Here is a 15,217-nt window from a genome sequence, read left to right as displayed (position 1 = left end):
CCCGCGTCCAGTTGGAACATTTGTCGAACATCGGCGTTCGGTCAGGAAAGGAGATTATAGATGACTGCCACCCGACCGAACGAGCATCCCAAATCCGATCCGGTCTCCAACGCCGAAAAGGACCCGGATGACTGGACCACGGGCGACGAGCGGATGACCGGCGCGCAGGCGAGCTATCTCAAGACTTTGTGCGAGGAAGCGGGCTGCCCCGAGCGCTACGACACCGAACTGAGCAAGGCGGACGCATCGAAGATGATCGACGAATTGCAGGGCGAGACCGGGCGCGGCCAATAAACCAAGCAGAAACGAAAAAGGCCGCCCGGACAGGGGCGGCCTTTTTTCTGTCTGATGCGAGGGTATCAGCCCCCGAGATCAACCCTCGTAATCGGCGCCGATCGAGGTCGAACGGGTCGGGGCGGATGCGGTGATCCGCAGCGCTTCGGCCGACTGGCTGAGCGAGCCGACCTCGTCCGCATCGTCCTCGTCATCGGGCAGGATCTTCTGCAGATTGACGACCGAGGCTTCCATCAGATCCTTCGGCTTGACGGTCTGTTCCGCGATTTCGCGCAGGGCCACGACCGGGTTCTTGTCGCGATCGCGCTCGATGGTCAGTTCCGCGCCGCCCGAGATCTCGCGCGCGCGCTGGGCGGCGAGCAGGACCAGATCGAACCGGTTGGGAACCTTGTCTACGCAATCTTCGACGGTGACGCGCGCCATGCAGCACTCGAGAAAGTCAGGAATTCCAGGGAAGCGCGCGAGTTAGAGCGTCACTGCCGATGAGTCAAGGAATTGCGCCCAGCCTGTCGCTTCGCCTAGAAGGCGGAAGATGGCGCAACCAGCCCCCCTCCCGGACCGCGATAGTCAGGCTTCCAGCGAAAGGGCGGCGGCATGGCAGGATGCCGAGCCTTTCACCGTCGAAGCGCAGGGGCAGTCGCTTACCTTCTACCCCGCCGGCCAGGACCGGCTGGATGCTCTGGTCGCTTTGATCGACGGCGCGGAGACGAGTTTCCGCGCCTTCTATTACATGTATGGGGACGATGCGTGCGGGGAGCGCGTGCGCGATGCCCTGGTCCGCGCGGCGCAGCGCGGCGTCGCCGTCTCGCTCGCGATCGACGGCTTCGGATCGGACAAGGTCGATGACGACTTCTTCGCGCCGCTCGTCGAGGCGGGCGGGCGCTTCACCCGCTTCCAGGCCAAATGGAGCCGCCGTTATCTGATCCGCAACCACCAGAAGCTTGCCATCGCCGACCGCGCGCGCGCGATGATCGGCGGCTTCAATGTCGAGAAAGGCTATTTCGCCCCGCCGGACCAGAATGGCTGGCACGATCTAGGCTTGACCGTCGAAGGCTCGGCCGTCGACCTGCTCGATCGCTGGCTGGACAAACTCGATACCTGGATCGCCGATTCCGAAGCGCAGTTCCGCGCCATCAAGCGCACGGTCAGCCAATGGGATGGCGGCGAAGGCGCGGTGCGATTGCTGATCGGGGGGCCGAGCCGGCACCTGTCCAGCTGGGCGCAATGTGTCCAGCGCGACCTCGAAGAAGGGCGGCGGCTGGACATGGTGATGGCCTATTTCTCGCCGCCGATGAAGCTGCTGCGCCGGATCGGGCGGATCGCCCAGAAGGGCGAGACCCGGCTGATCATGGCGGCGAAGAGCGACAATGGCGCCACCATCGGGGCGACGCGCTCGCTCTATGACTACCTGCTCAGGAAACGGGCGCACATCTTCGAATTCGCACCCTGCAAGCTGCATATGAAGATCGTCGTGCTCGACGATGCGGTCTATCTCGGCAGCGCGAATTTCGACATGCGCAGCCTCTATATCAATCTCGAACTGATGCTGCGGATCGAGGACAGGGGGCTGGCGGACACGATGCGCGACTTCATCGCCGCGCATGAAGACGCCTCGAACCGGATCACGTCAGACCAGCACAGGCGCGAGGCGAGCCTTTGGAACCGGATACGCTGGAATGTCAGCTGGTTCCTGGTGACGGTAATGGATTACAACGTGTCGCGCGGGCTCAATCTGGGGCTTTGACCCGAACGCGCCCTATCCTTCGCCCCAGTCCGAATAATCGCGCTTGGCGGGCGAGGTGAACTTGGTGATCTCGCTGTGGAAATGGAGCGGCACGTTGCCGGTCGAACCGTGGCGCTGCTTCGCCACGATCAGCGTCGCCCGGTTGCGCAGTTCGAGATAGCGTTCTTCCCAGATCCGGTATTTCTCCAGCACGTCGGGCGAGCTTTCGGGGCCGGGCATGTCGGGGCGCAGCGCCTCGTGATAATAATCGCCGCGATAGATGAACCACACCATGTCGGCGTCCTGTTCGATCGAGCCCGATTCGCGCAGATCGGACAGCATTGGCCGCTTGTCCTCGCGCTGTTCGACGGCACGCGACAGCTGCGATAGGGCGATCACCGGCACGTTCAGCTCCTTGGCGAGCGTCTTCAATCCGCGGCTGATCTCCGAAATCTCGTTGACGCGGTTGTCGCTCGCGCGGCCTGCGCCCTGCAACAGCTGGAGATAGTCGACCACGATCAGGCCGATATCGTGGCGCCGCTTCAGCCGTCTGGCGCGCGTGCGCAGCGCCGCGATCGTCAGCGCAGGCGTGTCGTCGATATAGAGCGGGAGTTCCGCGAGGCGCTGGCTGGCGAAGCTCAGTTTCTGGAATTCGTCGCGGGTGATCTTGCCCGATCGCAGAGCCTCGCTGGTGATCTCGGCCTGTTCGGCGAGGATACGCGTGGCGAGCTGGTCGGCGCTCATTTCGAGGCTGAAGAAGGCGACCGGACCACCGTAATTATAGGCGCCGCCTTCGCGCTGCCATTCCATATGCGCCTCGGCGCAGTTGAAGGCGATATTGGTGGCGAGCGAGGTCTTGCCCATGCCCGGTCGTCCGGCGAGGATGATGAGGTCGGACCCGTGGAGGCCCGCCGTCTTGTCGTCGATCACTTCGAGCCCGGTGGTCTTGCCCGACAGGCCGCCGCCCGAATTCATCGCCGCCTCGGCCATTTTCAGCGCCGCGATCGAGGCGGTGCGGAAATCCTCGGCCTGGCTGCCCGTGGTGGCGCCTTCGGCGACCTGGAACAGGCTCGCTTCCGCCTTGGCGATCTGCTCCATCGGCGCGACCTCGTCCGACGTGTCGAGCGCGCCTTCGACGAGGTTGCGCCCCACGCTGACCAGTTCGCGCAGCAGCGCGAGATCGTAGATCTGCCCTGCCAGTTCGCGCGGGGCGAGCAGGCCCTGGCCATCGGCGGTCAGCTTGGCGAGATAGACCGTCCCGCCCAGCGCCTTCAGCGCCTCGTCCTGTTCGAAATAGGGTTTCAGCGTCACCGGAGTGGCGATCGAGTTGCGCTCGATCAATTTCAGCACGCGTTCGTAGATGCGCTGGTGGACGGGCTCGTGGAAATGGCCCGGACTGATCGGGGTCTGCAATTCCTCAATCACCTTGTTGTCGATCAGGACCGCGCCGAGAAATGCGGCTTCGGCTTCGAGATTCGACGGCAAAGCGCGGGTCTGCTCCCTTTCCGGGGACGCGGACTCGTTCGAATCGGAGGGGCGCAGGAGGACAGTATTATCGGGCATCCGGCCATCATGCGGGAAGTGGCGGCGGGGTGAAAGGGCGCGTTTCAGGGCCTCCCGAATTCCCCTGTGGGTTGATGTGGATAGGTCTCTCGGGGACGCAAAATTCCTCGACGCGCGATCAAGCCTTGTCCCCGACCCGCTGTGTCTGCGATGGCGAAGCCAGCATCATGGCCGACTCAATGCCTCCTCCCCCGACCCCGCCCGGCGCGGACTTCAGGATCGCCTCGATCGAACTGGACGAGGATACGATTATCTGGCGCAATGCCGATATCGAGCAGGAGCGCCGTGTCGCGATCTTCGACCTGATCGAGGAAAACACCTTCAAACCGCTGCGCGCGGCGGAGCGTGGGGCGCTGGGCCCCTACGATCTGACGCTCGCCGTGCAGGACGGGCGGCTGGCGCTGACCATCGCGCAGGAGGGCGGTGAGGTCAGCGAACAATTGGTCCTCGGCCTGGCGCGCTTCCGTCGGCCGATCCGCGATTATTTCGCGATTTGCGACAGCTATTACCAAGCGATCCGCAAGGCCACCGCTGCCGAGATCGAGACCATCGACATGGCCCGGCGCGGCGTACACAATCGTGCCGCCGAGCTTTTGATGGAGCGGCTGGAAGGCAAGATAGACACCGATTTCGCCACCGCGCGGCGGCTCTTCACGCTCATCTGCGTCCTCCACATCAAGGGCTGAGCGGATGGCGCGCGCATCTCGCAGGCGGCCCGGCCGTACCGGGGCCAGACGCACTCGCTCCAGCCGCAAGGGGGGCACGAGCCGCTTCGCCCACGCGCTCGCGGTGCTTGTGCTGCTGGCGGTAATCGCCGGAGCGTGGGGCTGGTGGGAAGCGCGCAGCTGGCGCCCGGACGAGGCGGAATGGCCCGACCAGGGCGCCTTGGTCGGCGCGCGGGACGGGGCAGTTGCCTTCGCGACGTTGAGCGGGCTGGGCGCGAATTTCGTCTATCTCGAAGCGAGCGAGGGCGCCCGCACCCAGGATCGCGCCTTTCCCGACAATGTCGATGCGGCACGGCAGGCCGGCCTGCAGGTGGGGGCAGTCCACATATTCGACCCCTGCGTGGCAGCCGACGGGCAATCGGCCAATTTCGTCACCATGGTGCCGCGCGATGCCGACATGCTGCCCCCTGTGCTCGCATTGGAGCGGACCTCGGAAGATTGCCCCGAACGCGTCAGCCGCGCCGCGATCCAGAGCGAGCTGATGACGCTGGTCAACCAGATCGAGGCTCATGCGGGACAGCCCCTGATCCTGAAGATTTCGCCGCAATTCGAGGAGCGATACGGAATCGCCGCGCGGATCGAGCGCAATCTGTGGCTGGAGCGGGACTGGTTCGAACCCGATTATGGCGGTCGGCCCTGGCTGTTATGGACCGCCAATGGCGAATTGCAGACCGAGGCGGCGGAAGGTCCGCTGCGCTGGGTGGTCGTGCGCCCCTGAAGACCGATAAGGCCGTAGACCTTCGACAAGCCGCGCGGGACGCGATACGAGCCGATCCATGACAGACGACGATCTCATCTCCGCCGCCCGCGAGGCCGCGGAGCAGTCCTATTCGCCCTATTCGCGGTTCCCGGTCGGCGCCGCCCTGCGTTTTGCCGATGGTAGCGTGACGACCGGCACCAATATCGAGAATGCGAGCTATGGCCTCGCCCTGTGTGCCGAAACGGTCGCTGTGGCCAAGGCCATGGCGGAGGGCGTGCGTGGCGGGTTGGAGGCCGTGGCGGTGACGGGGCCGGGCGATATGCCGATCACGCCGTGCGGGCGCTGCCGCCAGGTCCTGAACGAACTGGCCCAGTTGGGGGGCACCGATCCCGATGTGCTCTGTGTGGGGCCGGACACGGTTCAGCGCGTGAAACTGTCCGACCTGCTCCCCCACGCTTTCGGGCCCGCGAGCCTGACGTGACCACGCGCCGCGCCGCGCTGGCCGGATTGGCGGCATTTGCGGCCAGCCCGCTCCTGCCCGCGCCTTCTTTGGCGCGGGGCCTCAGGAAGCCGCCACGCCTGCGCCTGGGCGACACGGTGGGGCTGGTCGCGCCAGCGAGTGCGGTGTCGGAGCGCCAGATCGCGGATTCGCTGTTCACAATTCGCGGAATGGGTCTGGTGCCCCGCCTCGGCAAGCATATCGCCGATACCTCCGGCTATCTCGCCGGGGACGATGCGGCGCGGGCGAGCGACCTCAATACGATGTTCGCTGACCCGGACATCCGCGCGATCTTCGCGATTCGCGGCGGGTGGGGCTCGGCGCGCATCCTGCCGCTGCTCGACTGGACCATGATCCGCCGCAATCCCAAACTGGTGATCGGGTATAGCGACATCACGGCGCTGCATCTGGCCATCGCCGAACGGGCGGGCTTCATGACGCTGCATGCGCCCAATGCGTCCAGTTCGTGGCCCGAGCATAGCTGGAACAGCCTGTGGCGGCTGGCTTTCACCGGAGAGACGCCGGTGCTGGGTGGGGCAGCCGAAGAACCGGGTCGGCCCGCACCGCTCGGCCGCACGATCACACAGGGGCGTGCGCGCGGCCGTCTGCTTGGCGGCAATCTCACGGTGTTGACCGCGCTGATGGGCACGCCATGGATGCCCGATTTCGACGGCGCGGTGCTCTTCCTCGAAGACATCGGCGAAGCGGAGTACCGGATCGACCGGATGCTCCAGCAATTGTCGCTCGCAGGCGTGCTCGGGCGGCTTTCGGGCGTAATATTCGGGCGGTGCACTTCCTGCGCGACAAGCGACCCCGATTACGCCGGCTTCTCGCTCGACGAGGTGCTCGACACGCATCTCGCGCCGCTAAACATTCCCGCTTTCGTGGGTGCGAATATCGGCCATCTGGCCAACCAGCTCAGCCTGCCGCACGGGGGCGAGGTCGAAATCGACGCCGCCGCCCGCACGATCCACCTGCTGGAACCGATGGTGGGCTAGGCGCCCCTCAGGCGTCGGTTTCCAACCATTCGAGCAGGCTTGCGAGGCAATCGCGCGCCAGCATTTTCGAGCGTTCCGGGCTCCAGCCTTGATCGGGTTCGGGATTGGCGGGATTGTCCTTGTACGGCATTTCCAGCGTCATCGCGCATGCGCCGAAGCGTTCGGCCACCTGATTGGTGCTCATCGAGAGGTTCGCGGTGCCTGGTTTCGATTTGACGTAGCCCTGCTCGGTCTGGAAATCGGGGCTGCGCCGGTCGAGGATTCTCTCGTAGCGATAATATTTCTCGCCCTGCTCGTCGGTCCAGCTCGGAATGCCTTCGAACCCGGCCAGAAACGCGACCGGGATGGCTTCGTCCCCGTGAACGTCCATGGCGAAATCGACGCCGGTTTCGTCCATCGCGTTGCGGATCGCCAGCACTTCGGGCGAGCGTTCTGCGGTCGGCTCGGCCCATTCGCGGTTCAGGTTCGCGCCCACGCCGTTGACGCGCAGATTGCCGTTGCGCGATCCGTCGGGGTTGCAGTTCGGCACGATGTGGAAACGGCATTTTTGCCGAAGATTGCGGCCGACGCTGTCGGCGGGGTCGGTGAGGACTTCGAGCGCGCCTTCCATCCACCATTCGGCCATCGTCTCGCCCGGATGCTGACGCGCATAGAGCCAGACCTGCGTTTTGCCATCGCCCATGCTGAGGCAGTCGATCGGCTGGCCATCGAGCGAGGAGCCGAGCGTGCGGTGGGAGACCCCCTCGCTCGCCGCGGCTTCCGATACGAGGTCGTGGTGCCGCTCCATCGAATATGGCGCGAAATAGGCGAACCAGGCGACGTCGCTGGCGGGTGTGTAGCGGATCGTCAGCGTGCCGTTATCGGCGTCCTTGTCGAAGCTCGACTTCGCACGACCCCAATAATCGCGATCCTCCGAGACCACCGCGTCGTATTCGGGCCAGCCGCCGGGATAGGCGCTGTCGTTGAGGCCGGTGATGTTCAGTTCCAGCTCGCGACCTTCGGCGCCCGATACGCGGAAGTGGAACCACTGCTTGAATTCGGACTGGTCATCCAGCGGGATGGCCAGCTTGGCGCTCGCCCCATCGATCGAGAGAACCTCGATATTGCCACTGTCGAATGCGGAATCGATGCGAATATCGCTCACGTTATGGAACCTCGACCTCTCTCGTTTCACCATTATTGCCGGGAAAATCACTGAACAGCGCGGCAGCGACCGTCTGGGCGCTGGCAGCGCGTTCCGCAAGGGGCGAGTTTTCCGATGCCGTGAAGTCGGCGCGGCCTTCCCACAACACGCGGCCGCTGCGCGCTTCGCGGATGACGACGGCCATTTCGGTGCCGATCTCCGGCCCGCCGCCGCCGCCAAGATTGATCCCGATGCCCAGGCCAAGGCCCGAGCCATAGGTCCCGGTCGAGCCTCCCACGCCGACATTGACGGGGCTGCGCCGCCCGTTCTGGCCGAGCTGGTAGCGGCTCACGCGGACTTCGGCGATCTGGCCAGCCGCAGCGCGCGCCGTCTCGCCATAGCCGACACGGGCGAGTTCGCGCGCCACCGCAGCCTTGTAGGGCGCGAGTTCGAGACTGTCCTCTCCGCCGACCCCGGTCACGAAGATCGAGCCCTGGCCAAGCTGCGCGCGCGATGCGGGATCGAGGAAGCGGGTGACTTCGACAGGGCTGACGCGGGTCGAGGCGCAGGCGGACAGGGCGAGCGCGGACCCGAGGATGGCGGCAGTGAGCAGGGGTTTGGCGGCGGGGCGTTTCATCATGCGATCCTTCGAATGGGGAGAACGAGATAGGGGATATGGGAGGAGAACGTCCGAGCGCGCTACAATGTCCCGCGCACTGCGTTCGGCGGGTCCTGGAGGCTTCTGCCAGGCCAATTGCGGGGATGTTTCTGCAGAGCTTATGGTGCTAGCAAAGCGGCGATGAACGCAGAGCGACTCGATCCGTCTCGTGAGCCCGTGCTGGTGACCGGCGGCGCAGGCTATATCGGCAGTCACGCCGTGCTCGCTCTGCAGGATGCAGGCTGGCCGGTTGCGGTGATCGACAATCTCGTGACCGGATTTCGCGCTGCCGTGCCCGAGGGCGTGCCGTTCTACGAAGGCGATATCGCCGATGGAGATTTGGTGGCGCGGATTTGCGCCGAACAGGGGATCGGCGGAGGCCGGGGCGCGATCATGCATTTCGCCGGTTCGGTGGTGGTGCCCGAATCGGTGTCCGATCCGCTCAAATATTACGACAACAACACCGGCAAGAGCCGCGCTTTGATCGCTTCGGCGCTCAAGGCAGGCGTGCCGCGGTTCCTCTTCAGTTCCACCGCCGCGACCTATGGGACACCCGATGTGGACGCGGTGACCGAGGATACGCCGCAGATCCCGATCAATCCCTACGGATGGTCGAAGCTGATGACCGAACGGATGCTCGCCGATGCGAGCGCGGCGCATGGCTTTGATTATTGCGTCCTGCGCTATTTCAACGTCGCGGGGGCGGACCCGGAGGGGCGCGCCGGGCAATCGACCGCAGGGGCGACCCATCTTATCAAGGTGGCGTGCGAGGCGGTCATCGGCCAGCGCGATGCGGTCGGCGTGTTCGGGACCGATTTCGACACGCAGGATGGCACGGGCGTGCGCGATTACATCCATGTCAGCGATCTCGCCGCCGCGCATGTCTTGGCTTTGGAGGCCCTGATGGCGGAGCCGGGGCGTTCGCTGACGATGAATTGCGGGTATGGTCACGGATTTTCCGTGCTCGACGTGCTCGATGCGGTCGACCGTGTGAGCGGGATTCGGATCGAGCGGCGGATGGAGCCGCGACGGGCCGGCGATCCGGCCAAGCTCATCTCCGATCCCTCGCGCCTGCGCGCGACGCTTCCCTGGCAGCCGCGCCATGACGAGCTCGACACGATCGTGCGCCATGCGCTTGCGTGGGAACGCCGCCTCATGGATCAGGCGGCGGCGCTAAACGATTGACGCGGCGGGCTCGCCCCGCTAACTGCCCCGCTTGAAATCCGCGCGTCGGAGCCCATCTCCGGCGCGCGCTTGTTTTTGAGAGCGGCCCGCGCGCCGCACAATTTCGAGAGAACCGATGAAGATCCGCAACAGCCTCAAGTCGCTGAAGAACCGCCACCGCGATTGCCGCGTGATCCGTCGTCGCGGTCGTACCTACGTCATCAACAAGACCAATCGCCGCTTCAAGGCCCGCCAGGGCTGAGCGAATCGGTGAGCCTTCGGGCTCGCTTGCGATAATTGACCGGCCCGCCTCCTTCGTGGAGCGCGGGCCGTTCGCATTTGGATGCCATGTCTGGAGGGCGGAATGAGCGAATCGCAGATGGGCCGCGCGGTTGAAGCGGTCGTGTTCGATGTGGGCCGGGTCCTCTATCGCTGGGACCTGCGCATCCTGTTCGAAAAACTGATCGATGACGAAGAGCGGCTGAATTTCCTGCTCTCCGAGGTCGTGACCGAAGAATGGCATTTTCAGCACGATGCCGGCCGCCCGCTCGCCGACATGGTGCCCGAGCGGCAGGCGCAGTTTCCCGACTATGCCGGGGCGATCGACGCCTACGCGACTCGCTTCAACGAGACCATTCCCGGGCCCGTTCCCGGCAGCCTCGAGATCGTGCGCGAGCTGCACGAACGCGCTATCCCGCTCTATGCCATCACCAATTTCGGCGCGGAATTCTGGGACGGATTTCGCCCCACCGCCCCGATCTTCGACCTGTTCCGCGATATCGTCGTGTCGGGCAAGGAAAGGATCGCCAAACCCGCTGACGCGATCTTCGCGCTTGCGGCGCGGCGATTCGGGCACGATCCCGAAAAACTGCTCTTCATCGACGACAATGCCGCGAACGTCGCGGCGGCGCGCGCGCTGGGCTGGCAGGTGCACCATTTCGCGGGTGCGAGCGCGCTGCGTCACGATCTCGAGGCCCGCGGACTGCTCAAGCGCAGATAAAGAGACCCCGGCGCCTCACGAGAGGAGTGCCGGGGCCAGGTTTCGCGCCCGATGGAGAGGGGGCGGGTTTCGTAAAGCGTGGCGGATCAGCCGTTGCAGCGGGCGAGATCCTCGGCATCGAGCGCTTCGCCATGGGCGGTGAAGCTGGCGACCGGGCCGACCTTGCGCTGCAATTCGCGGCAGACGCGTAGAGGGCGGCTTGCCGCCTTGGGCGCCGCGCAGGTCGATCCGGCACAGCGCCAGGCAACCCCGCTCGCGACTGTGCGCGTTTCCTCGGTCGGCTGGACCAGCTCGGCGACGTAGAAGCCGCCAGACTGGGCAGCGGCAGGCGCGGGCGAGAGCACGGCACCGAAAGCAGCGAAGGTGTAACCGAGCGCCAGCGTGGCGGCGGTGAGACGAGCACCGGTGTCGAAGCCGAACCGATTCGAGCGGGAAGCGATCTGAGCCATGAGAGTGGTCCTTTATTTCCAGTTGCAATATGCAACTAGTTGCGAATCGCTACCTAAAATGAAAGGTTGCGAATTGCAACTGGAAATATGTGATCGTTTTGCGTCGGCGCGAAACGGGGCTAGGACAGGTGTTTGCTGTCAAGCGGATCGAGGACACTATGGGCGAAATTCGGGAACCCTTGCGCGAACTGACCGAATGCGGCCTGCCCATGGCGCTGGAAGTCATGGGCGAGCGATGGAGCTTCATGATCCTGCGCGCGAGCTTCAACGGCCTGCATCATTTCGAGGAATTCCTGAGCGAGCTGGGTATCGCCCGCAACATCCTGTCCAACCGGCTCGGCAGGTTGGTCGAACACGGCATCCTCGAACGTCAGCCGATGGCGGAAGACCGGCGCAAGATCGAATATCGGTTGACCGAAAAGGGTATGGACCTGCTGCCGGCGATGATCGCGCTGCGCCAATGGGGCCAGAAATACGGGGCCGAAGTGGTCGAGAACCCGGTCCTCGTCGACGAGCGGGATCGCCTGCCGATCGGTCCGGTCTCGATCCTTTCGCAGGAGGGCCGCATTCTCGGGCCGGAGGATCTGGCTCTGGTCGAGCGGGCGAATGTCGGCAAGCGCGCCGATGGCTCGCAGGCGAAATCCAAGGGGACGGTGGCGCGGGGCGATAGGGCCCATTTCGAAGATCTGAAAGGCGCGGCCTGAGGCGGGAAACGCCATCCGACACGCCGTCAGATGGCCCGGAGCGAACGTCCGATGGCCGCTACATCATCGTGCGCGGGCGATTGTGGCGCGCCACCGACCCGTCCCTGGGCGAGGAAGAGCGCCAACGCTGGGTCGACGCCCTGATGGATGCCCGCCGCGCCGTCGCTGCCGCCAAGCGCGCCGACGATGCTGAGGCCGAGAAGACGGCACGTGCCGCAGTCCATGAAGCCAAGGTCGCTCTGGGCGAACGCGGCCCCGTCTGGTGGAACGACGGCGCGCCCGATTACACGCGCAAACTGGTCGAGAATACGCCCTACGCGCAATAACGAAGCGAAGGGCAGGCTAGGCGCGGGGGGCCTGTCGGCGATAGCTGAGCGCTTCGGCGATATGGATGCGGCCCACCTCGTCCGCTCCGGCCAGATCGGCGACCGTGCGCGCCACGCGCAACATCCTGACATAGCCGCGCGCCGACAGCCGCATCGCGTCCGCCGCCTGCATCAGCAGCTTGCGCCCCGCCTCGTCCGGTTCCGCGAAGCGGTCGAGGGCATCGCCATCCAGCTCGGCATTGCTGCGCGCGCCGCTCTCGGCGAACCGCGCCGTCTGGCGTTCGCGCGCGCGGCGCACGCGTGCGGCGACCTCAGCGCTGCCTTCGGCGGGCGGGGGAAGGGCGAGATCGGCCGCGCTGACCGGATCGACCTCGACATGCAGATCGATCCGGTCGAGCATCGGCCCGGACACGCGCGACTGGTAATCGGCGGCGCAGCGCGGCGCGCGCGAACAGGCGAGCGCCGGATCGCCGAGATGGCCGCAGCGGCACGGATTCATCGCCGCGACCAGCTGAACGCGCGCGGGAAAGCTGACATGCGCATTGGCGCGCGCGACATCGACCTTGCCCGTCTCGAGCGGCTGCCTGAGCGAATCGAGCACGGGCCGCTGGAATTCCGGTATGGCGGAGTTATTGCACCAAATCTGAGGTAGGAGTCTGATTTCTATCAGGAATGTGCCTTCCGAATCAGATATAGATCGACCTATTGGGAGCACATTTACGAGCGTGGGCGACCCGACCCCTGTAGATTCTCGCGGGCATTCCCGCTTCTTAATTTTCTCCTGGTGATTTTTTCGCCAATGCCTGTGCGCCATGCTTGCCAATCGCGAACGCGCCGGGACCATCCGGAGCACCCGGCAACTGAAGCCAATCCACGCCGATCGCTGTCATGCACTGCAGGAAGAACACGGCGCTGAACCTGCCGCGGCTCATCTTGCTCTTGATGGCACCCTCGGTGTCCTCGACGCCGATCCCGGCTAGAGCGTCCCTGAGCGCGGCATAGGACATCCCGCGCGTCATCAACTGGCCACGAATCAGATTACGCGCCAGCTGCTCCCATTCATCATCACATGCCTGTGTCATGAGTCGGTTATAGGATCTGGAGGCGAATTCGGCAACTCAGGTGTCGCATACGGCACTTTAAGATTGAATAGTCGTGTGAGGTGTCGTATATGACACCTCAATGGCCACTCGTGCAACCAAATCATTCAAGCGCAAGAAGCAGGGCCTCCATTGGCTGAAAAACCCTGCGAGCCGCACGCTGAGCATCCACGACGTCTTCAAGATGGGCGAAGATGGTTGCCGGGAGTTCTTTCTTCGCGCGCGATGGCCTGATGGAAATCCGACCTGCCCCGACTGCGGTTCCCAGCGGATCTACAACATCAAGTCGCAGAAGCGATACAAATGCGCCAACCCGGAGTGTCACAAGTTCTTCTCGATCACGAGCGGGACGATGTTCGCCCACAAGCGGATCACCTATCTGGAACTCATGTTCATCGTGCGAGCCATGGCGGTCCACGCCAAGGGCGCGGCCTCGATCTGGCTGTCCCACGACTACGATCATGACTACAAGACCGTCTGGGTGCTGACCGACAAGCTCCGGGAGGTCATGTTCCTCGATCAGGAGGACGTTCACCTCGTGGGCGAGGTCGAGATCGACGGTGCCTACTTCGGCGGCTATCTCAAGCAGGCCAACAAGAAGGACGAGCGCATCGACCGTCGGCGGATCCCCGTCAATGGACGCAAGCGCCAATGCGTCGTGCTGCTACGCGAACGCGGCGGTCAGGGACGCCTCCTGACGCGCACGTTCAAGAGCGAAAGGCAGGCCGTGTCCTGGATCACCGAAAGCGTCGATCGCAGCGCGACTATCCTCGCCGACGAGGGATCGGGATGGGAGCCGCTCTACGCCAGCCACAGCCTGCAGCGTGTAAACCACAAGAAGGAATTCTGCACCGACGAGGGTTTCCACACCAATGGTGCCGAGAGCGCATTCTCCCGGATGAGACGGGCCGAGATCGGTGTCCATCATCATATCGCCGGCGACTATCTCGATTTCTACGCCGCCGACGGTGCCTGGCGGGAAGAAAACAGGCGGCTGGACGACCGCTCCAAGGTACAGAAGCTGATCCGCGCCGCAATGGGCCTGCCGCCCTCGCGAACCTTCGCCGGCTATTGGCAGGCATCGGGGCCACGGCGCGAGAACGATCGCAATCACGACGTGCTGAGAGCTCTCGGCATTAACGACAACGACGACTGACAGCCCACTAGGGCCACATTTCTGGATCCCGACGGTGGGCGACCACCGGAAGGAGAAGAGATATGGAAAAGTTAATTGTTGCTCTGCTGCTTACATTGACGCCCGCTATTTCGGCAAACGCATCAATCGATCTGGACCCATTTTCCAGAAGCGTGCCGAAAGCGTTCTCGGCGCTCGATGCCCTCGCCGGATCCGTCATTGTATCGCAGAACGACCTGCAGTTCCCCGTTCGTGGCGGCTATCGCCGAGTGAGTAATCTGGAATTCTTCCCCAGCCTGCAGGACGCGGCGGCGCAAGGGCAGTTCCGCATTCCCAACCTTGACGAAAGCTCCGGTCGCGACTCCCGTGCCGGCGTTGATCAGCTTCATCTTACCGACACCAGATATACCACCAGGGCGCACGGTAAGGAACGGAACCATTCCCTCCTTCATCAACTTGACGGCCTTGCTCGCGTCCCGGGCGGCCAGAGCCGCGATAGCCACGGCCAGCACGGTAGCGATGAGCGCCAGGCCACTGACGATCGCGGCGAAGGAGGATACACGGTAGTTCTCGGCTCCGATCCTATTTCCATATCGGGTGGCGGAGACACTCGCCCATTGCGCACAAAGATCGGAATATTCCGCATCCAGTGGAGCGTCCTGACAAGTGCGGCCTTCATATTCGGACTGACGATCGGCCCATTCCTGTTCGGATGGGCTACTATCGGTCGCGAGGCGCTCCTCACGCGACGGTGGGAGTATGACGCGATCTTGGGAGGCGTCATAACGAACGTAGGCCTTGCGGCGTTCTTTGATCTGGCGTTCGGCGTCGTCGGCTTCCAGAACCTGTGACGGCTCATCCAAGGCGGTGTGCCTGGAAGCTGCCATCCTATCATACGCTTGATCGGTCGAGGAAGTCGCACCCCAGAAAAGCCATGCGGACACGATGACGAACAGGATGATCAGTCCCGTGACCAGCGGGTGATCACGCATCCATTTCATATCTTCGCTGAGCATCTTCGGCATTCGTCATGCCTTGAGCCAACATAGCTAACAT

The 15,217-nt window shown here is 64.2% G+C and carries 19 protein-coding genes and 1 pseudogene; 12 read left to right on the top strand and 8 right to left on the bottom strand.

Going from position 1 to position 15,217, the window contains the following annotated elements; genetic code table 11:
- The first annotated feature begins 60 nt into the window (after window positions 1-60).
- Window positions 61-294 carry a DUF3072 domain-containing protein gene (locus tag GRI47_RS14090; protein WP_160662003.1) on the top strand — a complete coding sequence of 78 codons (234 nt, stop codon included), beginning with the start codon at window positions 61-63 and terminating at the stop codon, window positions 292-294.
- A gap of 78 nt (window positions 295-372) precedes the next feature.
- Here GRI47_RS14090 and rpoZ read toward each other — a convergent pair whose 3' ends face one another.
- Window positions 373-717 carry a DNA-directed RNA polymerase subunit omega gene (gene rpoZ / locus GRI47_RS14085; protein WP_160662002.1) on the bottom strand — a complete coding sequence of 115 codons (345 nt, stop codon included), beginning with the start codon at window positions 715-717 and terminating at the stop codon, window positions 373-375.
- A 109-nt stretch (window positions 718-826) separates the two neighbouring features.
- Between rpoZ and GRI47_RS14080 the strand changes: the two genes are divergently transcribed.
- Window positions 827-2,038 (top strand): phospholipase D-like domain-containing protein, encoded by a 1,212-nt coding sequence (locus tag GRI47_RS14080; RefSeq protein ID WP_160662001.1) that lies wholly within the window; start codon window positions 827-829, stop codon window positions 2,036-2,038.
- A gap of 12 nt (window positions 2,039-2,050) precedes the next feature.
- Here GRI47_RS14080 and GRI47_RS14075 read toward each other — a convergent pair whose 3' ends face one another.
- A complete protein-coding gene (locus tag GRI47_RS14075) occupies window positions 2,051-3,580 on the bottom strand; it encodes a replicative DNA helicase (RefSeq protein WP_160662000.1) in 1,530 nt (509 codons plus the stop codon).
- A gap of 167 nt (window positions 3,581-3,747) precedes the next feature.
- Between GRI47_RS14075 and GRI47_RS14070 the strand changes: the two genes are divergently transcribed.
- The 4 genes from GRI47_RS14070 to GRI47_RS14055 are packed head-to-tail and all read left to right on the top strand — an operon-like array spanning window position 3,748 to window position 6,502.
- Complete coding sequence (locus tag GRI47_RS14070) at window positions 3,748-4,266, top strand: UPF0262 family protein (RefSeq protein WP_202387606.1); 519 nt, start codon at window positions 3,748-3,750, stop codon at window positions 4,264-4,266.
- A 4-nt stretch (window positions 4,267-4,270) separates the two neighbouring features.
- On the top strand, window positions 4,271-5,023 hold the full coding sequence (locus GRI47_RS14065) for a glycoside hydrolase family 25 protein (protein ID WP_160661999.1): 753 nt from the start codon (window positions 4,271-4,273) through the stop codon (window positions 5,021-5,023).
- A 58-nt stretch (window positions 5,024-5,081) separates the two neighbouring features.
- Entirely contained in the window at window positions 5,082-5,486 is a 405-nt protein-coding gene (locus GRI47_RS14060; RefSeq protein WP_160661998.1) for a cytidine deaminase, read from the top strand.
- Entirely contained in the window at window positions 5,483-6,502 is a 1,020-nt protein-coding gene (locus GRI47_RS14055) for an LD-carboxypeptidase (RefSeq protein WP_160661997.1), read from the top strand. Before GRI47_RS14060 ends, GRI47_RS14055 begins: the two co-directional genes overlap by 4 nt.
- Before the next feature lie 7 nt (window positions 6,503-6,509).
- Here the strand turns inward: GRI47_RS14055 and GRI47_RS14050 are convergent, their stop codons facing one another.
- The gene (locus GRI47_RS14050; protein WP_160661996.1) at window positions 6,510-7,646 is read right to left on the bottom strand and encodes a M14-type cytosolic carboxypeptidase; all 1,137 of its coding nucleotides are present in this window, start codon (window positions 7,644-7,646) and stop codon (window positions 6,510-6,512) included.
- Window position 7,647: 1 nt separating this feature from the next.
- A complete protein-coding gene (locus GRI47_RS14045) occupies window positions 7,648-8,265 on the bottom strand; it encodes a DUF4136 domain-containing protein (RefSeq protein ID WP_160661995.1) in 618 nt (205 codons plus the stop codon).
- Window positions 8,266-8,424: 159 nt separating this feature from the next.
- Here GRI47_RS14045 and galE point away from each other — a divergent pair, with 159 nt between their 5' ends.
- The 3 genes from galE (at window position 8,425) to GRI47_RS14030 (ending at window position 10,447) form a co-directional block, all read left to right on the top strand.
- Window positions 8,425-9,468 (top strand): UDP-glucose 4-epimerase GalE, encoded by a 1,044-nt coding sequence (gene galE, locus GRI47_RS14040; protein WP_160661994.1) that lies wholly within the window; start codon window positions 8,425-8,427, stop codon window positions 9,466-9,468.
- Window positions 9,469-9,583: 115 nt separating this feature from the next.
- Entirely contained in the window at window positions 9,584-9,709 is a 126-nt protein-coding gene (ykgO, locus tag GRI47_RS14035; protein WP_007165381.1) for a type B 50S ribosomal protein L36, read from the top strand.
- Between the two features lie 102 nt (window positions 9,710-9,811).
- Window positions 9,812-10,447, top strand: a complete 636-nt coding sequence (locus tag GRI47_RS14030; protein ID WP_237452841.1) for an HAD family hydrolase — start codon at window positions 9,812-9,814, stop codon at window positions 10,445-10,447.
- A gap of 86 nt (window positions 10,448-10,533) precedes the next feature.
- Here GRI47_RS14030 and GRI47_RS14025 read toward each other — a convergent pair whose 3' ends face one another.
- On the bottom strand, window positions 10,534-10,896 hold the full coding sequence (locus GRI47_RS14025) for a DUF8200 family protein (protein WP_237452840.1): 363 nt from the start codon (window positions 10,894-10,896) through the stop codon (window positions 10,534-10,536).
- A gap of 158 nt (window positions 10,897-11,054) precedes the next feature.
- On the opposite strand from GRI47_RS14025, the gene GRI47_RS14020 reads away from it, so the two are divergent.
- Entirely contained in the window at window positions 11,055-11,600 is a 546-nt protein-coding gene (locus GRI47_RS14020; protein WP_160661993.1) for a winged helix-turn-helix transcriptional regulator, read from the top strand.
- Window positions 11,601-11,668: 68 nt separating this feature from the next.
- Window positions 11,669-11,926, top strand: coding sequence for a hypothetical protein (locus GRI47_RS14015; protein WP_337190710.1), 258 nt, complete (start codon window positions 11,669-11,671; stop codon window positions 11,924-11,926).
- Between the two features lie 16 nt (window positions 11,927-11,942).
- Here GRI47_RS14015 and GRI47_RS14010 read toward each other — a convergent pair.
- Window positions 11,943-12,548: pseudogene (locus GRI47_RS14010) on the bottom strand (ATP-binding protein); the annotation flags it as partial.
- A gap of 148 nt (window positions 12,549-12,696) precedes the next feature.
- Complete coding sequence (locus GRI47_RS14005; RefSeq protein ID WP_160661992.1) at window positions 12,697-13,008, bottom strand: DUF6471 domain-containing protein; 312 nt, start codon at window positions 13,006-13,008, stop codon at window positions 12,697-12,699.
- A gap of 100 nt (window positions 13,009-13,108) precedes the next feature.
- Here GRI47_RS14005 and GRI47_RS14000 point away from each other — a divergent pair, with 100 nt between their 5' ends.
- Complete coding sequence (locus GRI47_RS14000) at window positions 13,109-14,182, top strand: IS1595 family transposase (protein ID WP_160661991.1); 1,074 nt, start codon at window positions 13,109-13,111, stop codon at window positions 14,180-14,182.
- A 122-nt stretch (window positions 14,183-14,304) separates the two neighbouring features.
- Here the strand turns inward: GRI47_RS14000 and GRI47_RS13995 are convergent, their stop codons facing one another.
- A complete protein-coding gene (locus GRI47_RS13995) occupies window positions 14,305-15,186 on the bottom strand; it encodes a hypothetical protein (protein WP_160661990.1) in 882 nt (293 codons plus the stop codon).
- Window positions 15,187-15,217 lie beyond the last annotated feature (31 nt).

Origin of the sequence: Qipengyuania pelagi (genome assembly GCF_009827295.1) — a bacterium.
Classification (GTDB): domain Bacteria; phylum Pseudomonadota; class Alphaproteobacteria; order Sphingomonadales; family Sphingomonadaceae; genus Qipengyuania; species Qipengyuania pelagi.
This window is presented reverse-complemented; position numbering and strand designations above follow the sequence as displayed.